Source organism: Longicatena sp., from assembly GCF_982403165.1.
Window position 1 is genome coordinate 61,145 of record NZ_CEVYEL010000005.1, and the last position, 18,593, is coordinate 79,737.

The following is an 18,593-nucleotide window of genomic DNA, read 5'->3' on the forward strand; positions in this document are numbered from 1 at the left end:
CAGAGAAGGCATACGTATCGATTCTTTCTTCTCTTATCGCTGTTAGCTGTACCACCTTATATGATTTACCCCATACAGGTTGGTGTGGGATTATCGAGCTAACTCTCTACCCCAACTCTTGATAAAAAAGGCATCTATATTAAAACATGCATGTAGTACTTTTGCAAGTAAATCTTATCGAAAAAATATGAGGAAGTATTTACCACCGCTTATATCATAAACATTTCATCTTATTACCGCAAACGTATAAAAGTTATTTTCTGGCTTGACTTTATGTATAGCTCTGTTAAAATAGGGTTGCTCGGAGGGCGAGTCATTCAAAGAGAAATGATGAGCTGGATAAGGCGACGGATTGAGATACCCGTAACCTTGTTCAGCTCTTTTTTTGATTAGGAGGAATTTTTATGGATTTTTTAAAGGGAAATATAAAGACACTTTATTTTAAATATTTAGCAGCTGCCTTTGGGAGTGTTTTGATTACATCTGTTTACTCGATTGTCGATATGGCAATGGTTGGACAATATCAAGGACCAGAAGGTACAGCAGCATTAGCTGTAGTTGCGCCGATTTGGAACATTATTTTTAGTTTAGGATTGTTAATGGGAATTGGAGGTTCGGTTATTTTCAGTACTATCAAAGGGAATGGAAAAAGCAGAACACAAGAAGCGAATGCTTATTTTTCAGCAGCCGTAATAGGAGCCGTCTTCTTAGCGGTAATCACATGGATCCTTATCATCTTGTTTGATCGTCAACTGCTTATGTTTTTTGGCGCAAAAAGTTCCTTGTTAGCTCTAGCAAGAACCTATTTATTACCAATCAAATTTGTCTTACCTTGTTTCCTGTTTACGCAAGTATTAGCTGCTTTCTTACGTAATGATGCTGATCCTACACTTGCGACAATAGGAGTATTAGCCGGCGGTATTTTTAATATGATTGGTGATTATGTCTTCGTCTTTGTGTTTGATATGGGTATCTTTGGTGCCGGTTTAGCAACGGCGATTGGTTCTATCATCTCCTGTATCGTTATGCTAAAACATTTCTTTTCTAAGACAAATACCTTAAAGTTTCAAATGCCACAACATATACTGCATAAACTCAAAAGAATTACCATTACGGGATTTTCAACTTTCTTTATTGATATTGCCATGGGAATCTTGACCATTTTATTCAACCGTCAGATTATGAACTATCTTGGGACAGATGCCTTATCCATTTATGGTATCATCGTAAACATCAGCACCTTTGTGCAATGTTGTGCATATAGCATCGGACAAGCAGCACAACCAATCATCTCCGTCAATTATGGCGCAAAACTCGGATTCCGTATTAAGAAAGTTCTAAACTATGCCTTAGCTACTGTTTTATTCTTTAGTATCTTTTGGACTGCACTGTCTGCATTAGCCCCTAACCTATTTGTTAAATTGTTTATGGCACCCACTAAAGAAATCTTACAAATTGCTCCCTTAATTATTCGTACCTATGGATTGTCCTTTTTATTACTACCATTCAATATCTTCTCAACTTATTACTTCCAAGCTTTATTAAAACCAAAAGCCGCTTTCATTGTTTCCGTAGCGCGCGGACTTATCATTAGTGGTATTCTTATTTATCTATTACCTTTGTTAAGTCCTGAAGCTCTTTGGTATACGATGCCCCTTACTGAGTTCATTGTTGTTATCTATGCTGGTAGTAAAATGTTTCAATATACAAAGGCATTGGCTGATAAAAAATAGTTTGACGTTATGATTGAATCATTCTTCAACTACACAAAGAAATCCATTATTCGTAAAGCTTCTTATACAAAAAAATCTGCATGGTTTTTACATCCATACAGATATTTTTTATTTTAATCTAAATCTTCCCCATTACTTTTAATTACTTTCTGGTACCAGTAAAAGCTCTTCTTTTTATAACGGTTTAAGGTACCCTTACCATCTGCATCAATATCATTTGGTAAGAATGATTTGTTATGTTAATCGGCTTATAACTTTTTAAACTTGTTTCTTTTCTCAAATGAAAATCCACACAAAATCAATGAAGCAATTCAGACATTCCGCTTTCCTTACTCAATTGTATCTAAAATATCTTTCATTCGTTTTGCTAAGCCCTTGCATTTCGCAACACTTAAACTACATACAGCTACACGAATACCTTTATTTACCTTTACGGTATAGATATGCTGTTCCATAAGCTTTTCATGATAACTGTCACGTACTTTATTATCTGGAATTGCTACCGTTACAAAGAAGCCTTCCTTGTAAGGATAATATGCCAAGCCACAGGCATCAGCTTCACTAGTAAAGATATCACTGCGTTGCTTCAATAGCTTCACATAGCCATCTTTTTCTTTCATAAAAGCATCATAGTTTTCGGTTGTCACAAACGTAAAGTTATCCATAGCGGCATTAGGTACATTTGACCAAGTTGCTCTGGCAGCTTTTTCAAAAACAATTTCAACGCCACGGACAGCTTCTTCACTCTTACCTAACAAAATAGCAGCACCGCAACGCAAACCATAAGAAGTTAATGATTTACTGCAGCTGAACGCAATGATGGCAAATACATTATCACTAAACTCATCAAAGGTTTTAATATAGTCACGAGAATGTGGTAAATCATACGCATAGTCAATATACGCAATATCGTTTAATAAAACGACCGGTACTTCTTTGGCACATGCATTTAAGAAAGCAACAACTTCCTGCCACTCTTCCTTACTTAAAGAATAACCGGTAGGATTATGGCAAGGGTCATTGATGACAATTAACAGTTTCTGCTGTTTTTCCATCACCTGACGACATACTTGTTTTAAAGATGTTAAATTGAAATGATCTTCTTCAAACAATGCATAAGTTGCGACATTTAGATTATCCATCGTTGCCATCAGCTTATAGCTGCCCCAGGCAATTTCCGGTAAGATAACAGTTTCCCCTTCATCCAAAATTTCTGATAAAGTGATCGCCACAGCACCGGTGCCTCCCGGTGTGGCAATCACACTGTGTGCTAAGGTGGAACCACTTGGTTTAACGATCCAATCATACACCTGCTGACGATAGCTGTCATTACCGACAAAACTTCCGGCATAGGCTGCCTTTGTTTCCTTGGCTATATGATCATAAGGTGTAAACACACTTTCAAAGGCTACGATTGTTCCCTCTTCATTGTACAAAGAACCAATGGTCGCATCAACGATCTTCTCTGCACCAACTGCTGCTTTTGCTTCCTTCGCTTTTTTCACGATCGCAAAAACGGTATCTTCAATTGGTGTCGTATTCACTTTTTCTTTCACAAAACTCATTTTTCATCCCTGCTTTCTTTTGTATATGCACCTAAGATGCGCACTTCTTCACAAACATCTTTTAACTCCTGTACCAACAACTGTTCCTGTTCCTTTTGGATATTACCATCAATTTCAACATAGAAATAATATTCCCATGGTCTGTCTTTTATGGAGCGCGAGATGATGCTTTGCATATTAAAACCATGACGTGCAATGATATTCATGGCACTGACTAATGCTCCTGCTTTATGCGGTATAATGACAGCTAAGGAAAAGATATTTCCACTTGGTTGTAAATCTCTGCCAATGATGATAAAGCGTGTCGTATTTTGGGCACTGGTATTGATATCCTCTGCTAACACGGCTAAGCCATACCGTTCTGCATTTTCTTTTGCGGCTATGGCAGCTTTCTTTTTATCATTTTGTTTAGCAATATATTCTGCCGCTAATGCCGTATTCGGATACGGTATCAATTCATATCCTCTGCCTTCTAAAAATTGTTTCGATTGATAGATTGCCTGATCTTTTGAATATACCTGACGGATATCTTCCAGTTTTGCTCCCGGGATTCCTAGTAAATTCTGTGAGATCTTTAAGTCATAATCCTTACAGACATAAACAGGATACTTGATTAATAAATCTAATACCTCTCCTACTTCTCCGGTATAGCTGTTTTCAAACGGTACGATACCATAACGGATTTCTCCATCCACAACGGCTTTAAACACATCTTCAAAAGATGCATACCGTTGTTTTTTATGTTCCGGAAAGACATGTGTGCAGGCGATATGTGAAAAAGCACCCTCCACGCCTTGATAACCGACAACATCCTGATTCAGAATCATTTTCTGATATTTACGTGAGATTGCCATGATATCCTGCAAAAACTCTTTATAGCTGTCTTGATATTTTTCTTCTTTGATATATTGCAGATTATGTGCAATGACAAAGTTCTCACGGCTGCGATCTAATACCGGAAGCCCTTGTTCCTGTTTATAAGCTATGACCTTTTCTACAGCCTGCATGCGTTTTTCAAACAGCTCTGCCATTTGCGCATCTATCTCATTAATGTCCTTGCGGGCATCATCCAACTTCGTCATATCCTCACCTCTTTTTCATTCTTTTTTATTATACAATACTTTGATATGAATGAATATAGTTTCAGAAAAGAAATGTAAAGGAAATGAAGCGTTGACCCTCGATTCAGATACTATATCATATCCTTTTATATGAATAGCCATCTAAGGTCCTGCATCAGAAACCATCTAATTACCAATTATGCAAATGAAAGAAATCAATCATGCGTAAGAATGGCATAGTGAAGCCATGGTAAGATGCGATTGTTTTCATTGCGTTTACAAGAATTTGAAATTTCTTTCATTTTATGTATGGATTTGCTTGAAATTCTTTCTTGATTATATTATGATATAGGAAATTGGAGTGATAGCCATGCATAACAAAGGATTTTATTATTATCTTTAATCTTCGTTATAAAGCCAAACATGGTTCTTTTTCACTTCTTTATAACGGATAAAAAAAGCATCTGCAATTCACTGATGCTTTTTTTCTTTATCAGGGAGGAATCGTTATGAAACTACATGTAGATCTAAAAGAAAATGGATACGATATTTATATGGAAAAAGGCATCTTATATCGCTTAAACGATCATATTCAACTGAATCGCAAGGTTATGATCATTACCGATACCGGTGTACCAAATTCCTATGCACAAACCGTTAAGGAACAATGTAAGGAAGGCTATGTACATGTTGTCGAAGCTGGTGAATCCAGTAAGAGCATGAAGGTCTTTCAACAACTCTGTGAGGATTTGCTGGAACATAATTTCTCACGTAAGGATTGTGTCATTGCGTTAGGTGGCGGGGTTGTAGGAGATTTATCCGGTTTTGTGGCAGCCAGCTATATGCGTGGTATTGACTTTATTCAGATACCGACCACTACGCTCTCACAAATCGACAGTAGTATCGGTGGTAAGGTTGCCATCAATTTGGATGATGTGAAAAACATCGTTGGGGCCTTTTATCAGCCTAAAGCTGTCTTCATTGATACAGACACTTTATTAACACTGCCAAAACGGCATTTCTATAATGGTTTAGTAGAAGCATTGAAAGCCGGATTGATCTATGATGAAAAACTATTTGCCCTTTTTGAGGAAGAAGATATTCCTGCTCATTTAGAAGAAATCATCTATCATGCGCTATGCGTGAAAAAAGCAGTTGTGGAAGCTGATGAAAAAGAGTTGGGCTTACGCAAGATCTTAAACTTTGGTCATACCATCGGACATGCTATTGAAAGCTATTATCACCTTTCACAATATTTGCATGGAGAATGTGTTGCCATGGGCATGTTGTATTTTATGAGTGAAGATGTTCAAAAACGTGTCTTACCTATTTATAAACGGATGCATTTACAAAGTGATGTACCTTATGATAGTGATGAAGTGTTTGAAATATTATGCAAAGATAAGAAAGCAAGCGGCGATCATGTCACCGTTGTTAAGGTCAATACGATTGGTAAAGCAGAATTAAAAGAATGGAAGTTAAGTGATGTTCGTCACATTTTGAAAGGATAAGGTTATGAAGAATACATTTGGAAATCAATTCAGTGTTACGATCTTTGGAGAAAGTCATGGAGAGGCAATCGGTGTCGTCATTGACGGTTTAGCTGCCGGTATTCATCTGGACATGGATTTCATCAATGCCATGATGGATAAACGTAAGGCGAAAGGACGTATCAGCACACAGCGTAAAGAAAGTGATGCGTTGCATATCGTCAGTGGATATTTTGAAGGCTATACTACCGGGACACCGTTAACCATTCTGATAGAAAACACCAATACGCGTAGTGGTGATTATACCAAAACCAAGAATCGCTTGCGTCCCTCACATGCCGATTATACCGCTGATGTAAAGTATAGTGGTTATCAAGATTATCGCGGCGGCGGCCATTTCAGCGGACGCATTACGGCACCCCTTGTGGCGGCAGGTGCAATTGCCATGCAGGTGTTACAACAAAAAGGCATTTTGATTGGTTCTCATATTACCCAGTGTCATACCATCAAAGATCAGCCATTTGCTCAAGAGGAAGAACTCCTTGAACAACAGCTTCGACAAATGAATACCAGCGATCTTGCGGTATTAGATGAAACAGCAGCGCAAGCGATGCGTACACAAATAGAAGAAGCAGCGATGCAAGGAGATAGTGTAGGTGGTATCTTAGAAAGTGCAATTTTACATTTACCGGCTGGTATCGGAGAACCTTTCTTTGATTCCATGGAAAGTCGTTTAAGCCATTTATTATTCAGTGTACCGGCTGTAAAAGGTGTCGAATTTGGTTTGGGTTTTGCCTTTTGTGATCGTTATGGAAGTGAAGTCAATGATGCCATTATTTATGATGGCAAAGTAAAAACCAGGACCAATCATAACGGTGGTATTAACGGAGGTATCAGTAATGGTATGCCGGTACTGATCAAAACAGTTATTAAACCAACGCCATCTATTTATAAGGAACAGGATACGATTGATAAGGAAACGCTTGAAGCCGTGAAACTAACGATTCAGGGTAGACATGATCCTGCCATCATCCATCGCGCAAGAATCGTAGTCGATGCGGTTTTGGCTATCGGTATCTTAGATATGCTCATGGAGCGTAGTGCAACTATGGAAATGCAGAAATAAAATTAACGATGTGGATACGTCCACCAAGATAAGATTAGAAATAAAGGAGGTTTCTCATATGATTATTACGATGAAGAAAGATGCAACAACAAGTGATATTGAACATGTTATGAAGCAATTAAAGGAGCGCGGCTTACAAATACATGAGAGCATTGGTGAGAATTTCAATGTCTTTGGAGTCGTAGGCGATACCAGTCAAATTGATCCTAAGCGCATTGAGGCAAACCCTCATGTGGAAAGTGTTGTGCGTGTATCATCCCCATATAAAAAAGCAAGTCGTATGTTTCATCCAGAAGATACGATTGTCGAAGTCAATGGTATCCGCATTGGCGGTAACGAAAAACTAGTTGTTATTGGCGGTCCTTGCAGTGTAGAAGGAAAAGAGATGATCATGCATCTGGCCCAAGAAGTAAAGGATGCCGGTGGCTGTATGTTAAGAGGTGGCGCTTATAAACCGAGAACCTCTCCGTATGCTTTTCAGGGCATGGGAACAGAAGGTATCCTTGCTTTAGCACAAGCAAGAAAACAAAGTGGCTTACCAATTGTCACAGAATTGATGAGTGCTGATAAACTTGATGAATTTGTGGAACATGTCGATATCATTCAGATTGGGGCCCGTAATATGCAAAACTTTGATTTGTTAAAAGCGGTAGGAAAGACACAAAAACCAATCTTGCTAAAACGTGGTTTGGCCAATACGATAGAAGAATGGATCATGAGTGCAGAATATATTCTTTCTGAAGGAAATCCAAATGTCATTCTTTGTGAACGAGGCATTCGTACCTTTGAGCCATACACCCGAAATACCTTAGATCTTAGTGTCATTCCAATCATCAAGAAGAAGACCCATTTGCCTATCATCATTGATCCAAGTCATGCGACCGGTGATTGGGAACTGGTGGAAGCCGCATCTTTAGCTGCGATTGCGGCAGGTGCAGATGGTCTAATCATTGAAGTCCATGATCATCCGGAATGTGCATGGAGCGATGGTGCACAATCCTTGAAACCGGAAAACTTTAAGCAGTTGATTCAAAAAGGGAAAGCGATTGCGAATGTCATTGGGAGGGATATGTAATGAAAGTTACCATAGCTACCTCTTTAGGTAAAGGTCATGTGCATATTCCCCCAAGCAAATCCATGGCACATCGTGCAATTATCTGTGCTTCTCTTGCGAAGGGAAGAAGTGTCATATCCAATGTTGCCTATTCCAAAGATATACGTGCAACGATAGAAGGAATGAAACAGCTTGGCGCACATATTGAAATAGCGGAAGATACTGTCACTATTGATGGTATAGCAAACTTTCAAGGTTTAAAAGACAAGGAAATTTTTTGCAATGAATCCGGTTCTACCTTACGTTTCTTTATTCCTATTTTCTCTCTTTGTGAAAAACCAATCACCTTTACCGGCAGCGGACGATTATTACAAAGACCGCAAAAAGTATATGAAGACATCTTTCATGAAAAAGGATTAGCCTTTCAGCAAGATGCCCATGGTATCCACATTCAGGAGGCACTACCTTATGGAGAATATCAGATCAAAGGTGATGTCAGTTCACAATTCATCAGTGGTTTATTGTTCACCCTACCACTGTTGGAAAAGGACTCTACAATTCATATTCTTCCTCCCTTTGAATCACGTTCTTATGTGGAACTGACCTTACAAATGCTGGAACATTTCGGTGTCCATGCTTATTTTAAAGATGAAATGACACTTGCTATTCCGGGTGGACAAACCTATCAAGCAAACAATTATGAGATTGAAGGTGATTATTCACAATTGGCTTTCTTTGCGGTATATGCTGCGATTCATGGAAAGATTACCGTGACCGGTGTTTCTCATGCATCAAGACAGGGTGATAAAGCGATTTTGGAAATCTTAAAAAGCTTTGGGGCACGTATAGAAGAAGTACCCCATGGCTATACCTTTTATAAAAGTGAATTAAAGGGCACCTCCATTGATTTAGCAAACTGTCCGGATCTAGGACCTATTCTTTGTGTGCTTGGCATGTATTCCCTGGGAAATACGCATATTTACAATGCCGGCAGATTGCGCATTAAAGAAAGTGATCGCATTGCGGCAATGGAAGAAGAACTGCGCAAGTTTGGCGTTACCATAACCTCTACAGAAGATGAAATCTTCATTCAAGGCGGGCAAGACTATACATGCAAACAGACATTGCATGGACATAATGATCATCGCATTGTGATGGCCTTAAGTGTTGCCACAGCTTGCAGTAATTCCTGTACAACCATAGAGGATGCACAGGCGATTACCAAGAGCTATCCTACCTTCTTTGATGATTTTGCGAAGGTGCAAGAAAAGGTGGAAAGCTTATGATAAAAAAAGATACCCGTTTTTTAATTGTTGGACTTGGTTTGATTGGTGGCAGCTATGCCATGGGATTAAAACGCAATGGATTTCATGTGGATGCCATTGACATTAACCAGTTAAGCATTGATTATGCCAAGGAACATGACATCATTGATGAAGGAAGTACTTTTGCTATTGAACTGATTCAAAACGCTGATTTCATCATTTCCGGATTGTATCCCAACATGACGGTGGAGTGGTATGCAACGTATCAAAAATACATGAAGCCCCATGCTTTTCTGACAGATGTAAGTGGTGTAAAACGCAATATTGTAGAACGTATCCAAAGTATTTTACGTGAGGATCTAGAATTTTGCGCCTCTCATCCAATGGCAGGGAAAGAAGTCAGCGGTGTGAAATATGCGGATGATGCTATTTTCCATATTGCTAATTTCATTATCACTCCAACTGCTAAAAACACCGAGACAGCCATAGCTACCTTAAAAGAATTTGCCAGTATTTTAGGCTTTACGAATATTTCCGTATTAACACCGGAAGAACATGATGAAATGGTCGGCTTTGTTTCACAATTGACGCATGTGATTGCCGTATCGCTAATGAATACTAACGATAATACACATTTGGTGGAATATACCGGAGATAGTTTCCGTGATTTAACAAGAATTGCCAAGATCAATGAAAATCTATGGAGTGAATTGTTTTTCTTAAATAAAGATAATTTAATTCGCGAAATCGATGACTTCGTGAAGGAAATCAATCATTTAAAGACAAAGTTGGAACAGGATGATGTTGAAGGATTAAAAGAATTATTCATTCAATCCACCATTCGTCGTAAACGCTTTGATCGATAATCGTATAACTTCTCTGCTTGTCGGAGAAGTTTTTGTTTGGTAAGTTGAATACGCTGTATAATAAAGATAAAGAAGCCTTTTGAAATGAGGTGAGCATATGCAACAATTTTTACGCTATACTGCCTGGGAAATGGAAAAGCCTAAACCTTTCGGTCTTTTTCATGTGTTGATGTTACTCGTGGGAATTAGTGTGTGCATAGGAATTGCTTATCGTTTACGTCATGTTACTAAAAAACAGTATGTTTATGGCATCTTTGGAATCAGTCTTGTATTGCTCATACTAGAACTTTATAAACAGCTGTTTCACTTTTATCTGCTTGATGCCCAACAATATGATTGGTGGATCTTTCCTTTTCAGTTATGCTCCTTACCTATGTATATCGGAATCTTATTTCCTTTCTTAAAAGATCAATGGCGGATACCATTAGAAACCTTTCTCATGGACTTTAGTTTACTAGGAGCTATCATGGCCCTTCTTTTTCCGGATGATTTGATGCATCGTTACGTGATGCTAACGGCACATGCCTTTTTATGGCATTTCTTATTACTATTCTTGAGTTTATGGATTGGCTTTCATAAACAAGGCGATACAACCACAAAAGGTTTCTTACAAACTTTGCCTTTATTCTTTATGTTTGCCGGCATAGCAACCTTTTTAAATATTGCTTTTCATACACTGGGAGAGCTTAATATGTTTTATATCAGCCCTTATTATGAAAGCACGCAACCTTTCTTTGACTTGTTAACACCAATTTTTGGTATTTCTATGCGTAATCTTATTTATCTTTTCTGCATCCTCTTAGGTGCTTGGCTTATTCATCTTATCTGGCGCACACTACAAAAGCTTTTATAATTCTGAAATAAAACCATTTGTTGAACTCTGCCCTTTGACAAGGATACAAAAAGAACAAGCTGTCATGTACATAAATGATTTTTGCTGCACAATAAAAAAAGACTGCGGTTTGTCACAGTCATTACTACAGCATCACATAGCTTGTTTATCGCACGAATTTAAGATATACGTTTCCAATATACGATGCGATCATGAAATATTTCCTTTACTAATTTTAAAAAGGTTTCCTCTTTAAAATCAACTCTTGGTACCATGATAAAAGGCTTATGCTTATCCACAAAAAAGACCATAATTTCACGTCCGATGACAACTTTTTTGATCACTTCTTGTTTATAGCTCATCATGACATCTTGGTATTCATCACTGATCGTATCCTCGCTTAGTGTTACCACTCCATTTTGTTCACGAAGCCCGCAATAACGTTTGCGAAATCGCAGTTTGCATATAAATAAGTAACAACCGATGATGCTCCAAAATAAAGCCAAATATATAGACAGGGTGAAAATCACCTTATAAAAATCAGAATCTGTTTCTGCCCCAAATAGAATACTTAACATGGATAAAAAAACAGCTGCAAGTGCATAATAAAAATAATGAAATTTATGTACCACTGCTTTTTTCGTTTTTAATATGTGATTACGTTTTTGCAGGATTTCAAAAAATTCATCACTGTAATCATGAACTCTGTCCTTTTCAAACTGATATTCATATACATATTCCATAGTTTTCCCTCTTTTTTAAAAAACCTTGAGAATTTCACAAGGTTTTTTTACTAAATCGTGATGTCAGAACCTAATTTTTCATTTAGCTCATTTACATATTTTTTCGCTAGCTCTACATACATGTTGCCTGGATGAAAACAGCTGATGCTGGAATAGAAATAGGAACGAGAACTTTCCCAGTTTTCTAAATAGTAATAAGATAAGCCAATCATATAAGCACTGACGCCCAAGCCAAAGCCCTTCATACGTTTATCTTCAATGGCATCATCCATTTCTTTAATTAAATCTGTTCGTTTATTAAAGACAACTTCATAAGACCAACGCTGATACATTTTAAAAGTTTCATCATCAATTGTGTCAATGATCTCCATCAATTTATCACAATATGCACGATTCTGATTCTGTAAATAAATATGGAAATATAAATCTAAGATTTCTTCTTTATTTTCCATTGTATAATCCTTCGCCAAGGCCTCTTCCAATGCTTTTTGACGTTCTGCTTCAGGACGGCTACGATAAATAGCTTTTAAGCGATACAATTCACAATTAAATTTGCCAACCGCTTTCTGATAAGCATCTTTTTCACAAAGCTCAATAACCTTTGCATAATCCTTCCCCTGAATAGCTATATTTAAACGACCGACAGAGTTTTGTTTATAAATCATAAAGGCTATTGCAGCCGCAAACAATAAGATAATTACTACATAAGATATTATACTCATATTTCTTACCTCTTCTTTTCATTACACCGTTCATATTATAACGTAATTCACGAAAAATAGGTAGCCTTCCTTTATTTTTTCAATATTTTTTCGGTTGAAAGAGTGGAGGAAACTTAAAAATTGCTTTATAATAAAGCGGTATGTCAAAGAGGGAGTGATACATATGCATATTATGAAGAAATTTATGAATTATTATAAACCATATCGTACCGTATTCTTATTAGATATGATATGTGCCTTAGTCATTAGTGTTATTGATCTGGCATTCCCCCAGATTTTAAATTACTTAAATAACACATTTTATTTACAGACAAAGGAAGCTATTTTAGATAGTCTGGTTTGGTTAGGTGTTGGATTATTGATCATGTATATCCTTCGTGCCTTATGTCGCTACTATGTAACAGCACAAGGTCATATTATGGGTGCCCGCATGGAAAGTGATATGCGTCAGGATCTGTTTGATCAGTTTGAACGTTTATCTTTTTCCTATTATGATAAAAATAATACCGGAGAAATGATGAGCAAACTGGTTTCGGATTTATTTGATATCAGCGAATTAGCCCATCATGGCCCGGAAAATGTCTTCATTTCTTTATTAAAAATCTTTGGTTCTTTTATTCTATTGATGTATATTCATGTCGGTTTGACCTTAATTCTGATCGGTGTAACCATATTAATGTTGATATTCAGTTTATTTCAAAATCGCAAGATGCAGGCAACCTTCATGGATAACCGCCGTAAGATTGCTGGTGTAAATGCCAGTTTGCAGGATAGCTTAGCAGGTATTCGTGTCGTGAAGTCCTTTGCGAATGAAGACATTGAACGTGATAAATTTGCCCACAGCAATCAAATGTTCTTACAGTCAAAGGAAAACAATTATTATCGTATGGGCTTATTCCATGCCGGTAATAATTTCTTTCAGGGTTTGTTGTATTTGACGATTTTAGTCGCTGGTGGTTATTTCATTGCCATGGGAAATTTAGAACCAGTTGCCTTAGCAACGTATGCACTGTATGTAAATATCTTTGTTGCACCGATTGAAGTGTTGGTAGAGTTCACGGAAATGTTCCAAAAAGGATTCTCTGGTTTTAAACGTTTCCTTGAAGTAGTAGAAACAAAACCAGACATCGTAGATGCACCAGATGCAAAAGAGTTGAAAGAAGTTCATGGTGTCATTGATTATGAAGATGTTTGCTTCTCTTACAATGATGAAGAGAAAGTATTGGATCACATTCACATTCATATTGATGCCGGTAAATCCATTGCCCTTGTTGGACCAAGCGGCGGTGGAAAGACAACCATTTGTTCCTTGTTGCCTCGCTTTTATGATGTTACACATGGCTCTATTAAGGTAGATGGGAAAGATATTCGTTCACTGACCTTGGAAAGTTTGCGCAAAGCGATTGGTATCGTGCAACAGGATGTTTATCTGTTTACCGGCTCTATTAAAGAAAACATCGCTTATGGAAAACCTGGAGCAAGTGATGAGGAAATCATTGCCGCTGCTAAAAAAGCAAATATCCATGAATTTATCGTTTCTCTTCCAGATGGATATGATACCTTTGTAGGAGAGCGTGGCACACGGTTATCCGGTGGTCAGAAACAACGTATCTCCATTGCCAGAGTCTTTCTAAAAGACCCTAAGATCTTAATATTAGATGAAGCAACCAGTGCTTTGGATAATGAAAGTGAACGTCATATTCAAAAAAGTCTGGAAGAGCTGGCAAAGAATCGTACAACCATTACGATTGCTCATCGTCTATCAACCATCCGTAATGCTGATGAAATCATCGTCATTTCTGAAAATGGACAGGAAGAACGAGGAACGCATAATGAGTTAATCGCGTTAAATGGCATTTACGCGAATTATTATCGTTTACAATTTGAAGGTTTAGATTTTGATGAGGATATGACGAAACAAATTCACATGAAATAAAATGGGATATATTCTCTATATCCTAGGCTGCTGTTTTTTGATATCAGTTAGATCTTTACATATTAAAAAACGTATTTCATCGTTAGAAGTGTAGAAAATTGCGACACTTGCTAAAGAAATACGTTTTTTTATTTATTAAAACTTAAATTAAATTTTTGATTATCTTTTTAAATCTTCTTAAATGTCCGTATAGCCTTATTTTATCGTCTATTCGGGCATTTTTACTATCGGTAGATACTTCACGTTTCTTCTTATATATCTTCATGTTTTGGCTTTGAAAAGTGGTAAATTCTTTACGCTATCAAACGTAACAATTCCGTTTTCACACCATCAATCGAAGCATGAGCGTATAGGTTCAGCGTGATATTGATGTTTGAATGCCCCATGATGTATTGCAAGCTCTTTGGGTTCATATTCTTGTTTGCTAAACGTGTACAGAACGTATGGCGTAAGATATGCGGTGTAACATTTGGTAAATAGCCCTCATGGTGCTTGTTATACTTCTTGATGAGATTTCCAAACGTAGTTGTATAGTTTGCACCCGTCATGGGATAGCCTTGCTGATTAAGGAATACAAAGTCGCTGTAACCGTCAATGATGATGGGTTCTAGTTTTCTGCGGTTCTTCAACACTCTTTGAAATATCATACACGCTTCATCACTCATAGGAACTTGACGGATACCGCTTTTTGTTTTCGGTGTTTCAATGTAGTAACCAACTTCCTTGTTCTTTAATAACTGGTGGTCTACATTGATGATACGGTTCTCAAAATCCAAGTCCTTGACAGTCAGCCCGCAAAATTCTGAAATACGAAGCCCTGTTTTCAGCAATAGCAGGATTGCGTCATAATGCTTCTGGTATGTCTTATCATGTTCTACAAAGGATAACAGCTTTTCTTCCTGTTCCTCTGTAAGTGCTTCTCTGGGCTTTCTGTCGTCCTCAATCACTGTATTCAAGGCATAATTGAATGGGTTCTTTCTGACATAATCGTCCTCTATTGCTATGTAAAAGGAAGCCTTTAAGGAACGCTTATAATTGTTAATCGTCTGATAGGAATAGCCATTCTCTTTCATTCTGACAGCCCATTCTTTAGCGTCAGAGGGCTTTATGCTGTCAATGCTCCTGTTCCCCAGCTTATCACGTTTTAGTATCTCCATGAGCTGTTCACGCTGTACAGCGGTAGTTTTCTTTACATTGCTTCTGCTGGCATTCTGCTTAGCATATACCTGGCAGAGCGTCATTTTCTTGCCTATGCTGTCGATACCGTCTGCAAGGTCTTTTTGTATCTCTTTTTCCAGTTCCCTCAATGAGGGTTTATCACGCTTTCGGCTGGTGTCTTATCCGTAGGTACAAGTTTCCATGCATAAACGCACTGTGGCGTACCAGTATCGTCAACGTATTTATATAAGTATCTCCCGTCTGTTCTCTGGCTCTCTCCTGTTCTCAGAATACGACCTTTGTTATCCCGTCTTTTTTCTGTCATGTGGTTGCTCCTTTCCTTTATGGAAAGAGCCTTGATACGACTAAAACTATGATAGCATATACAAGGCTCAATTTCACTAAATTGCGTCTAATTCATCTATGATTTTTTCAAACTGTTTCCGCTTAATCTGAATACGGTTGCCATTCATAATCAGCCAGTTTGCATTTTTACTTTCTTCTGCCAGTCTGCGCAGTTTGTTTTCTCCAATGCGGAAATAACGGGACGCTTCTTCAATGGTAAGGGTATAGCGTTCCCATACAGGAATATCAATCTCACTCATATATCTGATACACGCACCTCCTATCTCTTCTTAGTATCATACTGTACATATGGTATCAGTTCTTCCCTGTGTAATTTCTGTAAATGACCTGTCAGCTTACAACTGAATGTTGGGCTGTATCTGACTTTTGCCAGCATATCGTCCACACGTTCCAAGTCGCCTAATGCTTCATGCTGTTCAAGGAAATAGAACGCCTTGACAGCCGATAATACGCCACCCTCTTTCAGCCACTTCTGTGTTTCTACAAGGGTATTATCCGGCGTTACTGTATGAAGTTTCAAAGTTTCAACTGCTCCTAAAAACCGTTTCCAGAACTGGCACGTTTTCCAACGGCTTTTATTGCTTCTGGCACGACAAAACGCAAGTTTCCAGCCAGCAGGTTAAATGCCAGCTTTCCCAAGTCCAGCGGATTGTCTTTGAACAACATGGCAAATGAATGAGCCTTTTTATCACGTAACTGCATTTCTGTCCGTTTCCAGCTCCCGATTTCATCATAAGGCTTATTATTCTTCATGCTGACTTCTTTATCTTTATCATAAAAACGGTAGGACAGGGCAGACTTGCCAGCTCCGATATAGACCGTCTTTGCGGTGTCAAATTCCTCATATTTACTTTCAGCAAAATGGTGGGTGTTGCTGTTTGCGATATATTCTTCTTTTTCGCATTTCCGCTTTAACTGCTCTGGTGTAAAATATGGCACTTCATTTCTGTCATCAATGGCAATATCCAGCCTTGTGAAGTGGAAACTGCCATAAAACCAACGCTCACAGCGACGGAATAAATCACCAAATGTCTGACCGTGCATATCCAGTATGCGGAAAATCTCATCACAGCCCTTTCCTTTTAATACGAGGTATGCACTAAGCCCCATAGGGTTAGCTTCTGTTTTTCTTGCATTTCCGAAAACCTCAATACTTCCTATCTGCCATTTTGTCTGATAGTCTTTATGCAGTACCCTTGCCGATTGCGTTTCAAAAATATCAACAGGCAGTTCAAGAACATAACGTATGACTTCTTCTGCGGTTGCAGTGTCAAATATAATGCTGATGTAGTCAATCTTAATGCTAATATGCTCTTTCTTTGGTATCTGTATTTCCTCCTTTTCTACTGCAATTCTTTACATTGCAAAATCCTTGATAAACGCTGATTTTAAGCCTGTTTTCAATTATCAATTCTGTACGCGCAGGGCGGTGTTACTATAACGCCCTGTCGGAACGCCTAAAGGCGTTCCTTTCCTAAAGTAACTGTCTGTCCAGAACACGTCTGGGGGACGTGCCCTGTCCAGCCAGTCACTTTAGGAAACCACGTTTTCCAATCCCGAAAGTCTGATATTAACGCCTTCAGAATGAAAACAATTCTTTATAATGCTTATGCAAGTAGATAATTAATGTTGTTGTGCTTAATCAATCAACCGATCATATAATAACCTCATCAAACTTATTTGTCAACAATATTTCTTGACATTTTCAAAAATATTAAGTATCATAGGCTTAAATAAGCAAGAGAGCGAGGAAAAACAACATGAAATATGAGCTTTTAGGAGAGAACATACAGAGGGTAAGGAAGTTTCGTGGCATGAACCAGCAGGAACTGGCAGACGCAATCGGTATCAATATGCAGAGCCTTTCCAAGATTGAAAGAGGTGTCAACTTTCCCACCTTTGATACATTAGAAAAGATTACTTCTGTTTTAGGTGTGACACCCAATGAGTTATTATGTGGGGAATGGAAGAACACTTCCCACATGGAACAGGAGATTTTGAAGTTTCTGGAATGTGAGGAACGATTAAATGTGGAACTTGCACACGGACAGTATGACAACTATTTTGACAGTGAGGAAGAATGGAAAGAATATGAGTTAAAGAAGCTCCGTGAATACATCATGGACTATATCAGTTCAGAGGACAGGCAAGCGTCTGACCTGTACCCTATAAAAGCATTGATACAGCGTTATAAATTCCAGAATTTGCTTGATAAATATGACGATCTATACAGCCTTGATTTGTTTGGAGAAACCATAAAGGGACACAGAAATGTGAACCCTTATGAGGGAGAAACCATACTTAACAGGCATGTGGACGAGGACAGGCAAAGTTTGCCCAGTGTTCCAACCATAGAAGGCTTTGAAGATTTGAAAGGTATAGGATAACTCTTATCCTCTCACAGAAGATACAGCAAAGTAAAAAGCCCAGTCAAGAATGCTTCGCACCACCTTTGGTGGCAAGTTCTTGACAGGGCTTTTTATTTCCTGTGTTGGGTAATCAAGAGGATAAAGAGGGCGTGTGCTGACGCTCTTTTCCATAATGGATAAAGACTACACAGATTTCGCAGTTTGAGCTTGTGTTACATAAAGATAGCAACTGGAAAATTGTCCGATAAAAATAAATAAATATCCACCAGCTTAGCTGGTGGTTTTTACGTAATCGCCCCAAGGGGCT

Annotated in this window: 14 protein-coding genes, 2 pseudogenes and 1 riboswitch; of the genes and pseudogenes, 9 read left to right on the forward strand and 7 right to left on the reverse strand. The window is 38.1% G+C overall.

The genetic code is table 11. The features are described from left to right. Nucleotides 1-30: 30 nt before the first annotated feature. Nucleotides 31-128: riboswitch (SAM riboswitch) on the reverse strand. A 276-nt stretch (nt 129-404) separates the two neighbouring features. After that, nucleotides 405-1,733, forward strand: a complete 1,329-nt coding sequence (locus AC1VS3_RS01975) for an MATE family efflux transporter (protein WP_008690928.1) — start codon at nt 405-407, stop codon at nt 1,731-1,733. Nucleotides 1,734-2,062: 329 nt separating this feature from the next. Here the strand turns inward: AC1VS3_RS01975 and AC1VS3_RS01980 are convergent, their stop codons facing one another. Further along, nucleotides 2,063-3,298 carry a pyridoxal phosphate-dependent aminotransferase gene (locus AC1VS3_RS01980; RefSeq protein ID WP_008690927.1) on the reverse strand — a complete coding sequence of 412 codons (1,236 nt, stop codon included), beginning with the start codon at nt 3,296-3,298 and terminating at the stop codon, nt 2,063-2,065. Continuing rightward, on the reverse strand, nt 3,295-4,380 hold the full coding sequence (locus tag AC1VS3_RS01985) for a chorismate mutase (RefSeq protein WP_008690926.1): 1,086 nt from the start codon (nt 4,378-4,380) through the stop codon (nt 3,295-3,297). Before AC1VS3_RS01985 ends, AC1VS3_RS01980 begins: the two co-directional genes overlap by 4 nt. Nucleotides 4,381-4,868: 488 nt before the next feature. Here AC1VS3_RS01985 and aroB point away from each other — a divergent pair, with 488 nt between their 5' ends. The 6 genes from aroB to AC1VS3_RS02015 all read left to right on the forward strand — a co-directional run bounded on the left by aroB (nt 4,869) and on the right by AC1VS3_RS02015 (nt 11,013). After that, the gene (gene aroB / locus AC1VS3_RS01990) at nt 4,869-5,870 is read left to right on the forward strand and encodes a 3-dehydroquinate synthase (RefSeq protein WP_008690925.1); all 1,002 of its coding nucleotides are present in this window, start codon (nt 4,869-4,871) and stop codon (nt 5,868-5,870) included. Between the two features lie 4 nt (nt 5,871-5,874). Further along, nucleotides 5,875-6,975, forward strand: a complete 1,101-nt coding sequence (gene aroC / locus AC1VS3_RS01995) for a chorismate synthase (protein WP_481275484.1) — start codon at nt 5,875-5,877, stop codon at nt 6,973-6,975. A 58-nt stretch (nt 6,976-7,033) separates the two neighbouring features. Further along, nucleotides 7,034-8,050 carry a 3-deoxy-7-phosphoheptulonate synthase gene (aroF, locus tag AC1VS3_RS02000; RefSeq protein WP_008690923.1) on the forward strand — a complete coding sequence of 339 codons (1,017 nt, stop codon included), beginning with the start codon at nt 7,034-7,036 and terminating at the stop codon, nt 8,048-8,050. Then, nucleotides 8,050-9,315 (forward strand): 3-phosphoshikimate 1-carboxyvinyltransferase, encoded by a 1,266-nt coding sequence (aroA, locus tag AC1VS3_RS02005; protein ID WP_008690922.1) that lies wholly within the window; start codon nt 8,050-8,052, stop codon nt 9,313-9,315. Before aroF ends, aroA begins: the two co-directional genes overlap by 1 nt. Beyond that, complete coding sequence (locus tag AC1VS3_RS02010) at nt 9,312-10,160, forward strand: prephenate dehydrogenase (RefSeq protein WP_008690921.1); 849 nt, start codon at nt 9,312-9,314, stop codon at nt 10,158-10,160. The genes aroA and AC1VS3_RS02010 overlap by 4 nt, the downstream gene beginning before the upstream one ends. Before the next feature lie 97 nt (nt 10,161-10,257). After that, entirely contained in the window at nt 10,258-11,013 is a 756-nt protein-coding gene (locus AC1VS3_RS02015) for a TMEM164 family acyltransferase (protein ID WP_008690919.1), read from the forward strand. A 158-nt stretch (nt 11,014-11,171) separates the two neighbouring features. Here AC1VS3_RS02015 and AC1VS3_RS02020 read toward each other — a convergent pair whose 3' ends face one another. Both AC1VS3_RS02020 and AC1VS3_RS02025 read right to left on the reverse strand, forming a co-directional pair. Then, nucleotides 11,172-11,735, reverse strand: coding sequence for a hypothetical protein (locus AC1VS3_RS02020; protein WP_008690917.1), 564 nt, complete (start codon nt 11,733-11,735; stop codon nt 11,172-11,174). Nucleotides 11,736-11,785: 50 nt separating this feature from the next. Beyond that, nucleotides 11,786-12,457, reverse strand: a complete 672-nt coding sequence (locus AC1VS3_RS02025) for a hypothetical protein (RefSeq protein WP_008690915.1) — start codon at nt 12,455-12,457, stop codon at nt 11,786-11,788. Nucleotides 12,458-12,620: 163 nt separating this feature from the next. On the opposite strand from AC1VS3_RS02025, the gene AC1VS3_RS02030 reads away from it, so the two are divergent. Then, nucleotides 12,621-14,393: an ABC transporter ATP-binding protein gene (locus AC1VS3_RS02030; protein ID WP_008690914.1), complete on the forward strand. Its 1,773-nt coding sequence runs from the start codon at nt 12,621-12,623 to the stop codon at nt 14,391-14,393. A gap of 293 nt (nt 14,394-14,686) precedes the next feature. Here AC1VS3_RS02030 and AC1VS3_RS02035 read toward each other — a convergent pair. The 3 genes and pseudogenes from AC1VS3_RS02035 to AC1VS3_RS02045 all read right to left on the reverse strand — a co-directional run bounded on the left by AC1VS3_RS02035 (nt 14,687) and on the right by AC1VS3_RS02045 (nt 17,165). Beyond that, nucleotides 14,687-15,876 (reverse strand): annotated as a pseudogene (locus tag AC1VS3_RS02035) (tyrosine-type recombinase/integrase). A 76-nt stretch (nt 15,877-15,952) separates the two neighbouring features. After that, nucleotides 15,953-16,156 carry an excisionase gene (locus AC1VS3_RS02040; protein WP_008690908.1) on the reverse strand — a complete coding sequence of 68 codons (204 nt, stop codon included), beginning with the start codon at nt 16,154-16,156 and terminating at the stop codon, nt 15,953-15,955. 20 nt (nt 16,157-16,176) lie between these two features. After that, nucleotides 16,177-17,165: pseudogene (locus tag AC1VS3_RS02045) on the reverse strand (replication initiation factor domain-containing protein). 512 nt (nt 17,166-17,677) lie between these two features. On the opposite strand from AC1VS3_RS02045, the gene AC1VS3_RS02050 reads away from it, so the two are divergent. Then, nucleotides 17,678-18,304, forward strand: a complete 627-nt coding sequence (locus AC1VS3_RS02050) for a helix-turn-helix domain-containing protein (protein ID WP_008690905.1) — start codon at nt 17,678-17,680, stop codon at nt 18,302-18,304. Nucleotides 18,305-18,593: the final 289 nt, after the last annotated feature.

Excerpts from the sequence above, each read along its gene's own strand:
- AC1VS3_RS02015 (WP_008690919.1), top strand. The coding sequence starts at position 10,258 with ATGCAACAATTTTTACGCTATACTGCCTGGGAAATGGAAAAGCCTAAA.
- AC1VS3_RS02010 (WP_008690921.1), top strand. The coding sequence starts at position 9,312 with ATGATAAAAAAAGATACCCGTTTTTTAATTGTTGGACTTGGTTTGATT.
- AC1VS3_RS02030 (WP_008690914.1), top strand. The coding sequence starts at position 12,621 with ATGCATATTATGAAGAAATTTATGAATTATTATAAACCATATCGTACC.
- aroF (WP_008690923.1), top strand. The coding sequence starts at position 7,034 with ATGATTATTACGATGAAGAAAGATGCAACAACAAGTGATATTGAACAT.
- AC1VS3_RS02020 (WP_008690917.1), bottom strand. The coding sequence starts at position 11,735 with ATGGAATATGTATATGAATATCAGTTTGAAAAGGACAGAGTTCATGAT.
- AC1VS3_RS02025 (WP_008690915.1), bottom strand. The coding sequence starts at position 12,457 with ATGAGTATAATATCTTATGTAGTAATTATCTTATTGTTTGCGGCTGCA.
- AC1VS3_RS01985 (WP_008690926.1), bottom strand. The coding sequence starts at position 4,380 with ATGACGAAGTTGGATGATGCCCGCAAGGACATTAATGAGATAGATGCG.
- AC1VS3_RS02040 (WP_008690908.1), bottom strand. The coding sequence starts at position 16,156 with ATGAGTGAGATTGATATTCCTGTATGGGAACGCTATACCCTTACCATT.
- AC1VS3_RS01975 (WP_008690928.1), top strand. The coding sequence starts at position 405 with ATGGATTTTTTAAAGGGAAATATAAAGACACTTTATTTTAAATATTTA.
- aroB (WP_008690925.1), top strand. The coding sequence starts at position 4,869 with ATGAAACTACATGTAGATCTAAAAGAAAATGGATACGATATTTATATG.
- aroA (WP_008690922.1), top strand. The coding sequence starts at position 8,050 with ATGAAAGTTACCATAGCTACCTCTTTAGGTAAAGGTCATGTGCATATT.
- AC1VS3_RS01980 (WP_008690927.1), bottom strand. The coding sequence starts at position 3,298 with ATGAGTTTTGTGAAAGAAAAAGTGAATACGACACCAATTGAAGATACC.
- aroC (WP_481275484.1), top strand. The coding sequence starts at position 5,875 with ATGAAGAATACATTTGGAAATCAATTCAGTGTTACGATCTTTGGAGAA.
- AC1VS3_RS02050 (WP_008690905.1), top strand. The coding sequence starts at position 17,678 with ATGAAATATGAGCTTTTAGGAGAGAACATACAGAGGGTAAGGAAGTTT.